This is a genomic window from Deltaproteobacteria bacterium, from assembly GCA_016875395.1.
In the GTDB taxonomy this organism is placed as follows: Bacteria; Myxococcota_A; UBA9160; order UBA9160; family UBA6930; genus VGRF01.
On record VGRF01000028.1, the window covers coordinates 49,734 to 59,973 of the forward strand.

At 66.1% G+C, this 10,240-nt stretch carries 8 protein-coding genes; 5 read left to right on the plus strand and 3 right to left on the minus strand.

Going from position 1 to position 10,240, the window contains the following annotated elements; all coding sequences use genetic code 11:
- Positions 1-195: 195 nt before the first annotated feature.
- A complete protein-coding gene (locus FJ091_17990) occupies positions 196-2,172 on the plus strand; it encodes a polysaccharide biosynthesis protein (GenBank protein MBM4385246.1) in 1,977 nt (658 codons plus the stop codon).
- A gap of 80 nt (positions 2,173-2,252) precedes the next feature.
- Entirely contained in the window at positions 2,253-3,548 is a 1,296-nt protein-coding gene (locus tag FJ091_17995) for an SGNH/GDSL hydrolase family protein (GenBank protein MBM4385247.1), read from the plus strand.
- On the opposite strand, the gene FJ091_18000 is transcribed toward FJ091_17995, so the two are convergent.
- Positions 3,523-4,776, minus strand: a complete 1,254-nt coding sequence (locus tag FJ091_18000) for a class I SAM-dependent methyltransferase (protein ID MBM4385248.1) — start codon at positions 4,774-4,776, stop codon at positions 3,523-3,525. The two genes, FJ091_17995 and FJ091_18000, sit on opposite strands and share 26 nt — an antisense overlap.
- Positions 4,777-4,916: 140 nt before the next feature.
- On the opposite strand from FJ091_18000, the gene FJ091_18005 reads away from it, so the two are divergent.
- Positions 4,917-5,729 carry a hypothetical protein gene (locus FJ091_18005; GenBank protein ID MBM4385249.1) on the plus strand — a complete coding sequence of 271 codons (813 nt, stop codon included), beginning with the start codon at positions 4,917-4,919 and terminating at the stop codon, positions 5,727-5,729.
- Between the two features lie 189 nt (positions 5,730-5,918).
- A complete protein-coding gene (locus tag FJ091_18010) occupies positions 5,919-6,893 on the plus strand; it encodes a hypothetical protein (GenBank protein MBM4385250.1) in 975 nt (324 codons plus the stop codon).
- On the opposite strand, the gene FJ091_18015 is transcribed toward FJ091_18010, so the two are convergent.
- Positions 6,890-7,663 (minus strand): hypothetical protein, encoded by a 774-nt coding sequence (locus tag FJ091_18015; protein MBM4385251.1) that lies wholly within the window; start codon positions 7,661-7,663, stop codon positions 6,890-6,892. The genes FJ091_18010 and FJ091_18015 overlap by 4 nt on opposite strands.
- 29 nt (positions 7,664-7,692) lie before the next feature.
- Positions 7,693-9,660: a hypothetical protein gene (locus tag FJ091_18020; GenBank protein ID MBM4385252.1), complete on the minus strand. Its 1,968-nt coding sequence runs from the start codon at positions 9,658-9,660 to the stop codon at positions 7,693-7,695.
- A 182-nt stretch (positions 9,661-9,842) separates the two neighbouring features.
- Between FJ091_18020 and FJ091_18025 the strand changes: the two genes are divergently transcribed.
- A partial coding sequence (locus FJ091_18025) for a hypothetical protein (protein MBM4385253.1) occupies positions 9,843-10,240 on the plus strand: 398 nt, incomplete at its 3' end.

Genomic DNA, 10,240 nt, shown 5'->3' on the forward strand with positions numbered 1-10,240 from the left:
AGCGAACTCAAAGCCCAGGGCGCGAGGCACCTCAGAGCGTCGGGAAGTCCGCGACCCGCCTCAACCGCAATCGACCTTGCGTGGATCGTACGTGTCTCATGTGCAACCGTTGGACACGAAACGTGTTGAACACTCAATCAACTTGAAGATCGCCCGGTTAACTTCTCCGCGGTGCCGACAAGGGGATTTCGCGTGGTGAGAATCAACCTCGTTCCGCTTCAGGCGCGCTTAACCCAACTGCCCAGAACCACGAAGCGGGCGATTGCGTTGGGCGCAGACCTCGCTGCGACTGCCCTGGCACTGGCTCTCTCGGGTGCCCTCGTGTTGGGCGATCGAGCACGCGACCAGCTTCCGCTCGCCTACTTGGCGATCGCGCCACTCACCGCGATCCCCGCATTCGTGAAGTTCGGATTGTATCGGGCGGTGATTCGGTACATCGGAACGAAGGCGCTGGCGGCCGTCGTCGCTGGCGTCTCGATCTCTGTCGTGCTGTTGGGCGTGATCGACGCATTAAGCGATGCGATTCGCCTGCCTGTCGCGGTGTTCGCGATGTACTGGTCCTTCGCGTTGATCTACGTGGCAGGCAGCCGCTTCATCGCGCGAGTCGCGCTGAATCGCGAGCAGCGCAACGGCGCGCGCGTTGCCGTGTATGGCGCGGGCAAGGCGGGGGCATTGCTTGCGTCGGCGCTTCGCAACGCGCCTGAGTTCACCCCGGTGGCATTCGTCGATGACGATGAGGGGCTCGTCGGCAGCTTTATCGGCGGTCTCGAGGTCTCCGCGGTGACGGAGCTTCCGCGCTTGGCGGAGCAACTCGGCGTCTCCGAGGTGCTGCTCGCGATTCCGTCCGCATCCCGCCAGCGTCGACGCGAGATCCTCGCCGGCCTCGAGGGCCTCGGACTGCGTGTTCGCACGATCCCAGACCTCTCGGAGATCGCTGCGGGCCGAGCGCAGGTCGGTGAGCTGCGCGAAGTAGAGGCGAGTGATTTATTGGGGCGAGACGCCGTGGTGCCCCACGAGGGGCTCCTCCGCGCGCGTGTGGATGGAAAAGCCGTTCTCGTGACGGGCGCCGGCGGCTCCATTGGTTCCGAGCTGTGTCGACAGGTCGTCAAGCTGCAACCGCGGCGACTAGTGCTCGTTGATCAGTCGGAGCCAGCGCTGTATCAGGTCGAGCGGGAGCTCCAGAAGGGCGCCCAGGAATCCGGGTCCCCGCTCGAGATCACGGCACTTCTAGGAAACGCCGCGGACAGATTCCGGATGCGCGAGGTGTTCGAGACCTTCGCTGTGCAGACCGTCTACCACGCAGCGGCGTACAAGCACGTGCCGATCGTCGAGGAGAATGCAATCGCGGGGATCGCAAACAACGCGATGGCGACTTGGCGTATCGCGGACGCCGCGCGTGAGGCTGAGGTGGAGACGTTCGTCTTGATATCGACCGACAAGGCCGTGAACCCGACGAGCGTGATGGGCGCGACGAAGCGCCTCGCGGAGCTGATCGTTCAAGCGCTCCACGCCGAGAAATGCGCGATGCGGTGCTGCATCGTGCGATTCGGGAATGTGCTGGAGTCCTCGGGGTCCGTCGTGCCGTTGTTCCGCGAGCAGATCGCCGCAGGCGGGCCCGTTACGGTCACGCATCCGGACATCATCCGTTACTTCATGACGATCGAGGAAGCGGCCTCGGTCGTGATTCAGGCGAGTGCGCTCGCGACGGGCGGAGAGGTGTTTTTGCTCGACATGGGAGAACCCGTTCGAATCCGCGGCCTCGCTCGCCGGATGATTCACCTCTCCGGGCTCAGTGTCCGCGACGCGGACAATCCGGATGGCGACATCGAGATCCAGTACACGGGGCTCCGGCCCGCGGAGAAACTCAAGGAGGAGCTCCTCGTCTCGCCGAACTCCGTGCGCACGCAGCATCCGATGATCATGCGGGCCGTCGAAGCCTTTACACCTTGGGACCAGCTACGCCGAATTCTCTTGGAAATCGACGAGGCGTTGCGAGTGTCTAACGTGCGCCGCGCACTCGAGCTGCTCTCGAAGGCCGTTCCTGAGTACGCGCCTAGCCTGTCTGCAGGCGACGTGGTGGCTCAGGAGCGAGCGGGGACTTCGCGTCTGTCGGTGCGGCCGCGGGCTCGCGACGCCGATCCGCACGGCCCGCGGGTTGGCACTACAAGCTGACGTGAACAAGGTCGTCGCGGCATCGTGACGTTCTTGGTGTGCAAGAGGAGCGCTTGGCTAGCAGAATCCGTCGCGTTGCAATGGGATGGGTCCGTTCTCTTGGTGCGGGCGCAGTCTTCACCCTGATCACGCTCGCCTTCCTCGAAGCCGCGCTGCGAATCGTCCCCGCGGCGATCCCCACGAGCCTGCTCAAGCGCTTCGAGCCTGGGATCCGCAGCGGCATCGCCCAGCGTCGGGGATTGCCTCACGAGGGTCAGACTTATCTCGTGGAGCGGAGCGACGGCGGTCCGCCACTGCGGGTGTTCAAGCCGAACTCCCGCATCCGCTTTGAGTTCGAGGACACCGGCGAGCGCTGTGAGCTGGTCATGGACGCCAGCGGCTTCTGTAACGCCTCGGGCGACAACGCCCGCGCGCGATCCCCTGCGCTCGTTGCGATCGGTGACTCGTTCACCGCGTGCCATCCACCCGAGCCCGCCGCGACGTGGCCCTCCGTCCTCGCGCGCCGCCTCGGAACGCGGGCACACAACCTCGGGCGGGGCGGGTACGGCCCGTACGAGTATGTCCAGCTGCTCGAGACCTTCGGCGTCGCGCTCGAGCCGTCGCTGGTGATCATGCAGATCTACGAGGGAAACGACCTGCGGGATGCGGTGCGCCATCACCGCTACCTGCGTGCCGACATCGAGGAGCGGGAGCGATACTCGGAGCGCGCGAGCTTTCGGCGTTATCGCTTCGAGCCTGCTCCGTTTCTCGGGAACGCACTGGGCCGCCGCAGCTACGCCTATAACCTCGCGGTCGTCGCGATCGCGCGCGGGTCCTCTTCGCTGGCAGAGGCTGCGATCGGGGACGCGCGCGAGCGCGTGAACTTCCGGTACCGGCTGCGCTTTCCGGACGCGGTCGTCGCGATGAACGTGCGTAACACGGACCAAGACGAGGTGCGAAGCGCGCGTGAGCTCGCCGCCGGCCGGGTCTCGCTAGACGCGCTGGATGGTGCCCTCGAGGCCTTCGCCGCCGCGGGGCGGCGCCGCGGGTTCCGCGCCGTGATCTCATACGCGCCCTCCGCGCACACGGCTTACGCGGAGTTCGTGGAGTTCGAGGATCCAACGCTGGCACGTCTAATGCCGCAGTTTTCGCAAGCGCAGCGCACGCACATCCGTCAGCGTGCGGAGGCGCTCGGCGTCGAGTTCGTCGATCTCACACCAGCGTTTCACGAGGCGGCCCGGCGCGAGCGCGCTGCGCGGCTGCTCTACTTCCCCATCAACGTCCACTTCACTCCGACCGGTCACGCCGTAGCGGCGGAAGCGGTTGCGCGGGCGCTCGGATCCGCTTCGTCGGCGCCGACGACCGAAAAGACTACGCCGGCCAGCGAGGCGCGATGACGCGTGCGCCCGGATGTCGTGCGGAGAGGTAGCTCGCCCACTTCGCCTGTTCTGCCTCAACGAACGCGGTGTTCGCGTAGTCCTCCAGGAGCTGCTCGCGATGCCGGCGCAGCGCGGGCCTCCGCTTCGCGCCAGAACGTGCCGCGGCCTCCTCGCTGGCTCGGTGTTGGCGCAAGAGCCGTTCGGGGGATGGCTGCAGGGAGACGACGGTCGTCTCGTGTGCGCACTCCATGAAGTCCAGGGCAGAATCGCGCTCGAACGTGTGGGTCGCCGTCTCGATCGGGCGCATCGTGTCGTACTCGAGCACGAGCCCGTCGAGCCGAGGCACGTCGAGACGTGTGCCGTCGATCGCATGCAGTGCCTCGCTACCGATACTCGCTGCCCGAAGCAGCGGCCAGCGCTCGCAGTCGGGGGGGAGCTGGGATCGAATCGCCGCAGGAAGCGTTCCCGCGCTCAGCTGTTCGAGGAACGTCGTCTTTCCGGCGGCCGTGGGACCGCTGACGACCAGCAGGCGTGAGATCTCGCGTCGCTTCGCAATTGCGATGAAGCGGCCTTTGAAGCCCGACGGCATCACTTCGACCGCCGAAAACAACTTCGTGTGATCGCGCAGCAAGTGCAGCACCGCGTGGGGCGTGAAGAAGAACTTCTGCGCGTTGGTGCGGACAGCGGTGCTGCCAACGCCCGATGCGAGGTAGAGGATCGGTAAACGAGTCACGACTCGCCGCGCAAAGAATCCCAGGCCGAGCTTGCGCGCGTCCCGGGGATCGAGGGACGCGACTTCGAGCACCAGCTTCTCGCGCGCAGCCCGCGCGAGGCGCCGGATGACGCCGATCGGATCGAACAGATGGTGGACGACGTTGAGGCACAACACGACGTCGTAGGTGCCCGGGAGCGCGCACGATTCGATGTCGGCGTGCTGGAAGCTCACCGCGAGGCCGTTCATCTCGGCGAGAGCGCGTGCTTGGCGCACTTTGTTTGCGTCGACCTCGATGCCGTGCGCCGACACAGCCCCACGCCTGAGCGCCTCTTGGCAGAAGTATCCGAGGTAGCTGCCGACATCGAGCACCGACTTCCCCGCGACATCTCGGAAGATCACGTCGCACATGCCCGCCCGACTCTCGCCAGGTGTCGCCAATCCGTGAGGCAGCTCGATCCGCTGGTACGCGAGCCGTTCGCGTTCGAGGAAGCGCTCGATCTCGCCTCTGGTCCAAGCAGGTACGGTCGTCACAGGGATTCTCCCGCCGCGTTCGGTCCATCTCGAGGAACAGCGTCTCCGAGTGGCGCACATTTGGGTAGCCGGTCACGCCATGCACTGCTCTGGGGACCCGGGAGTTGTCGGTAAGCCGCTGTTCGACGACGCTCTCGGCGATGAGGCACTGGCTTCGCGTCCAGCGGCTGCGCGCGGTCGCACGGATTCGCCGCCGTCGTTACCGCGTACTCGCCGGCAGCGGAAACGTGCGGATTGCGCCGCTCATCAGCCCGTTGCGGTACGACATCGTCGTGCGCCGCGACTTCCTTTCCGGCCTAAAGGAGCGACTCGGCGCGCCGTTGCCCGAGCTGGCTGCTTGGGCAAAGACCACTCCGTACTGGAATTGGTTCCGCGACGTTCGCTGGGTCCGCTCCTCGCGAAGGCTTCACGCATTGCATGTTGGGATCGACGCTGCGTTCGAAGCGCGTGTGGCGGCGGCTGCTGCGCTTTGCAGGTCTTTTGCCAGGCGTGGCTTCGACGAGCGTTTCCCGATCAATCTGAAGAGCGCCGACCGCGTGCTCGGCACGCAGACCGGGAAGCGAGCAGAGGCGCAGCTCTTCGCGGGAGGAGGCTGTCACCGCATTGCTCTGCTCTGGATCGCGGGCGCCCGCGAACTCCAGCCGAGTCAGTACATCGTCCATCACTACCGCGAGTTGGTTCCGCACGACAACACGTGGCCGCTACGAGCGCTCTTCGCAGGCCGCGGCTCGGAGTACGTCCGATTCGTGTCGAGCGCGTATATGGGCAGCGAGATGGAGGATGCCGACGCGTTGCTCTCGTGGGTGGTTGCGAATGCGCCCGAGCGCCTCGTCGGCCTCCGGGAGTTGCTGGAGGTGGATGGGATCGCACAGCCTGTTGCCCTGCATTCGCCGGCCATCGGAGCCGGAGAACGCGACGGATCGACCCGCGAACGCGTTGCGCCGGTATCGTGACCTTGCATGCGGGTGTGCTTCCTCTTCAATCACTACGCAACTCACCAAGTGGCCCACGCCGCACCCTTTGCGTTTGAACTGTCGCGGCGCCACGAAAACGCGGAAGTCACGGTCGCGTGTACGAGTGATGCGCAGTGCGAGGCTGCGGCGCGGATCGCGACGCTATATGCGGGCCACCGCGTCGAGTTCGTGCGTCTCGAGATTCCGTGGTTCGAGCGGTACGTCGCGTCCGCCGTCGGGCGTCTGACGTTCTTCGGGAAACGGCGGATCCTCTCGCGCAACCGCGAGTTCTTTCGCGCTTTCGACGCCGTGGTGTCGCCGGAACGCACCGTGTTGCAGCTGCGGACGCGCTTCGGCCTCGATCGCCTGATCATCATCAACACGCGCCACGGCCAGGGGGATCGCCTCGGGAGCTTCGACGAGCTCGCCCTCGAGGTCGACTTGACCCTCTTCGCCGGGCGGAAGTATGTCGACCTCTTCGAGGAGCGCGGTCTGCTTCGCAAGGGCGCCTACGCGATCGTCGGCTACCCGAAGTTCGAGGTTTACGGACCGAGCTCACGGCAAGCTTGGTTTCCGAACCGCAAACCGGTGGTGCTCTACAACCCACACTTCGACGCGACGGAGTCGTCATGGCAAAAGCAGGGCCGTGCGGCGCTCGATTGGTTCGCGGCGCAGACCGAGTACAACTTGATCCTCGCGCCTCACACTCTTCTCTTCGAGCGCTCGGTGCGGCACGGCGCTCGGCTTCCTCGCCGTTTCCGCGAGATCGAGCACATTCGGATCGACCTCGGGAGCGAAGCGAGCAACGACATGACCTACACGCGGGGCGCTGACATCTACCTCGGCGACGCGAGCAGTCAGGTCTACGAGTTCATCGCGGAGCCGAGACCCTGCGTCTTCATCGACGCGCAGAACGCGCGCAGCCGCAGTCCAGCCCGCTATCGCCACTGGCACTTCGGTCCGGTGATCACGCGCGCGAGTGAGCTGGGCCCGGCACTGCGCGCCGCCCGCGACGGGTTTGCGGGATACGCGGTCGAACAGCGCGAGGCGTTCGAATACACGTTCTCCTTCGACCGCGAGCGCAGCGCGGCGCAGCGGGGGGCCGATGCAATTGCCGAGTTCCTCCAGCGGGGGCGCATCGAGTCGGAGTGCTTCTTGCGCTAGTCGCCGGGCGGCTGAGGGGCCTCGCGGCTGCGCCGGCGCCCCTCCAAGTAGGCGTTCGCCCAATTGCTGTTGCCGACGATGAGCCTGTTGGCATCTGCGAGCAAGCGCTTCGCTACGAGACCGCGGCGGTGCCAGAGCATGCGCGCGAAGCTGCGTCCTCCCGCCGCTTGCGAGCGCGAGAAGCGTTCCTGCTGGAGCTCACGAACGCCTGACACGCGCAGACCGAAGTAGGTCTCGATTCGAGTGAGCGACTGTTCGGGCGCGGCCACGAGCTCGGCGGAGTCCAGCACGAGCTTCTCGCCGTCGTGCGCGCGCCACCCGATTGCGAAGTTCGACAGCTCGCGCAGCAGGCCTGTCTCCCGCGCTCGCTCCTGCCAGCCAGCTTCGCTGAAGCAGTAAGCGAACTCGTAGCTCTTCGTCGGCCAAGCGCCGGACTCTTCGCCGCGCCGGTAAGCGGACACGATCTCCTGAGCGTCGCGCAACAGGATGACCTTCGGCGTACCGCGCAGCACGGCTTGGTTTCGCGGCGTCGGTGGGAAGTGGAACTTGGCGAGCAGCTCGCGGCTCGCTGTCACACGGGCTACGGAGTCATCGAGCTCGACGAAATCGCGGCGATGAAACTGTGCCACGTGCCAGTAGTCGTCGGCGATCGGACGGCGCAGCAGCACTTCGTCTCGGATCTCGCGCGTGCGGATCGGCAGCGCGTGCGCCTTGCTCAGCGTCGCGACTAGCGCTGTGCTCGCGCTTTTCGGGATCGCGATGATCAGCACGGTCTGGCCGCGAGGCGCGCGCTGCGCATCTAGAAGCCTCGGCTGAGGTAAAGCGAGAGACCGACCACCCCGCGGTAAGAGGAGGACCGGTTGCCGATCGGGTCCTGCGGGAGCAGATCGTCTCGGGCGATGTTGGGCGCGTAGCGAGCGTCGAGCCCCACGTGCCAGCCCGGCAGCAGATCGCGCCACTGGGCTCCAGCCCCGACATAGATTCCGTACGCCGGCGTGGCGAGCGCCCAGCGCGCGGCGCCGAAGAAGCCCGACACCGCGAAGTGGCGCCCGATCCGCACGCGGTAGTCGAGGATCCGCACACCGACCAGCCAGTCGTCATCGACTTCGTCGAGCTCGAGTCGGACCCCTAGGTCTTGCCGCGCTGAAATCGCCCGCCGCGCACCGACAGCGACATGCAGGCCCGGCGCCCAGCTCGTCTTGCGCAGCGGCAGATTGCGGTCGAGGTCGATCCACACGCGGCTGAGGTTTGCGCCCGCGTCGACGAACAGCTCGGCGCCGCGTGGCCGCTCCGGCTTCTCCTCCCCTGTGCCTGGTGTGACAGTCGCGGCCGTGGTCGACTCGTGGTTCGGTGAGTACCGCACCAGAGCGAGCACGCGAGAGAAGCTCTTGCCGTCGGTGTCTCGCCCCGCTTGGACCTCGGCACCCAGCGAGAGCTCGCGCCACGGGCGCGTATACCGCAGCGAGAAGTCGTGGCCGCGCTCGTAGGTGATGGATGAGTACGACTCGTTCTCAATCGTGCGATAGCGGAGCTGAAACGCGCCGCCGAACGCGGGTCGCCAACCGACGCGGAGCATGTGCGTCTGTGCACCGACTGCGTCGCCCTTGCGACGCTGATCTCCGCCCCAGTGACCGACGATGCGCCCTTCGTTCGAGAGCCCATCTCCATAGAGCGGGTGCACGTACCAAGCGTTCTGCCACTCGGACACTTCGTAGGTCAGATCGAAGTCTTCGAAGAGAGACGGAAAGTCGATCCCGATTGAGGCCGCTGCGTTGCCGAGCAGATAGTTCTCTCGGCTCAGCGTGTCCTCGCCGCCATGCTCGACGTACACCGCAAACGGAACGGGGCCAGGGAATACGAAGCGGCTAGTGATCGAGGCGAGCTGATTTCCGAACTGCTCCGTGATTCCGCCACCGGGAAGCACATTGTCGCGGCCGGCGGGGTCGAAGAACGCCTTGGCCAGCTCTTTGAACGACGAAGGGCGAGAGCCGCCGCCGAACTGCATGATGCGACTCGCACCAATCGACCAACCGGGAGTCGGTTCGGCCGAGAGATGAACGCCAGAGATCCCGGGATGGCCAGAAGTGCGGCCGTCTGCGTCGAGAATCGAGTCGCTGTGCGACATGCGCGCGGCAAAGACCACGTAGCGAAAGCCGAAGCGCGTCAGCGGCTCGTAGTTCGAGATCGTGACCGAGGGCATCGTCGGGGCTTCGGTCGAGAGCAGGAGGGCGCTGTCCGTGAACGGAGAGAGCCAATGATCTCGCCAGCCGACGTCGACCTGGAACTTGCTCCAGCCGACGCTCAGCAGAGACCCGGTGGGTGTCACGTCCCCGTCGAACGCGATTGCTCCCGCGGACACGATCGCGTGGTCGAAGGGCTGCCACTGGGCCCGCGCGGAGACCTCCCAAGCGCTGTCGCTTCGAAGGCCGTGCCGGTTGGCGATCACGGTGTCGGCGCCGCCCGTCGCCGCCCCCGCGAGCGCGGCGTGCGTCACCGAGAGCTTGCCCGTGTAGCGAGCGAGGATGCCGCTCACGCGTTGGCACAGGCGGGCGTCGATGCGGCACGCGCGGGGCAGTGCCTCGAGAACCACGGCAGCCGGTATCGGCCGCGTCAGATGCGCGACCCCCGCGAGGATCAACACGCGCTCGACGTCGAGCTCAGCCTCAGGGTCGAGGTTCTGAGGCAAGTAGGGGCTCGGCCCGCGCGCCAGTGCGGTCGCTGAAGCCAAGAAGCAGAGCACCGAAACCGCGAGGATGCGACGCAACATGATCGGTCGAGCCTAACTGAATCGAGCTGCGGGAAAGACGCGAAGGCAACTGGCGGGGCGCCACGAAACCCCGTTGCGCCGAGCCGGGTTCATGCGAGGATGCGGGGCCCTCCGGTCGCGTGTTGAGCGCTGGCGGGTCGCGTTCGACGACGGGAAGCGTTCACGGAGAGGCAGTTTCAGCGGTGACGAGACTCGAAGCAGCAGTAACCGGGACGGTGCGCAGCGCGACTCGGGTTCTCCAAACACTCGCGCTCCCGCTGCTCTTGATGATCCCCGCGCTCGCTCCCGCCCAAGAGTCAGAGGTCACCGAGGAGCAGACGGAGCTCTTCAAGAGCCTGCCGCCGGAGCAGCAGCAGGCCATCCTCGAGGAGTTCCTTCGATCCAGAGCGGCGGGCGAGCCGACTCGCGAGGAATCACGACAAGGCGACGCGCGCCGCCGCCAAGCTCTCGATGGAGCCGCAGACAAACGCCGACTCTCACCCGAGCGGCAGCCGCAACCAGAGGAGGAGCGTCGGGAGCCGAAGCTGGAGCGCGGCAGTTCCGTGATCGTCGATCTCGATCTCAAGGGTCGGCCTGAGTC

What these genes read in the sequence shown, in the direction of transcription:
- FJ091_18005 (MBM4385249.1), top strand. Translation starts at nt 4,917, where the DNA reads ATGAGGCACTGGCTTCGCGTCCAGCGGCTGCGCGCGGTCGCACGGATT.
- FJ091_18020 (MBM4385252.1), bottom strand. Translation starts at nt 9,660, where the DNA reads ATGTTGCGTCGCATCCTCGCGGTTTCGGTGCTCTGCTTCTTGGCTTCA.
- FJ091_17995 (MBM4385247.1), top strand. Translation starts at nt 2,253, where the DNA reads ATGGGATGGGTCCGTTCTCTTGGTGCGGGCGCAGTCTTCACCCTGATC.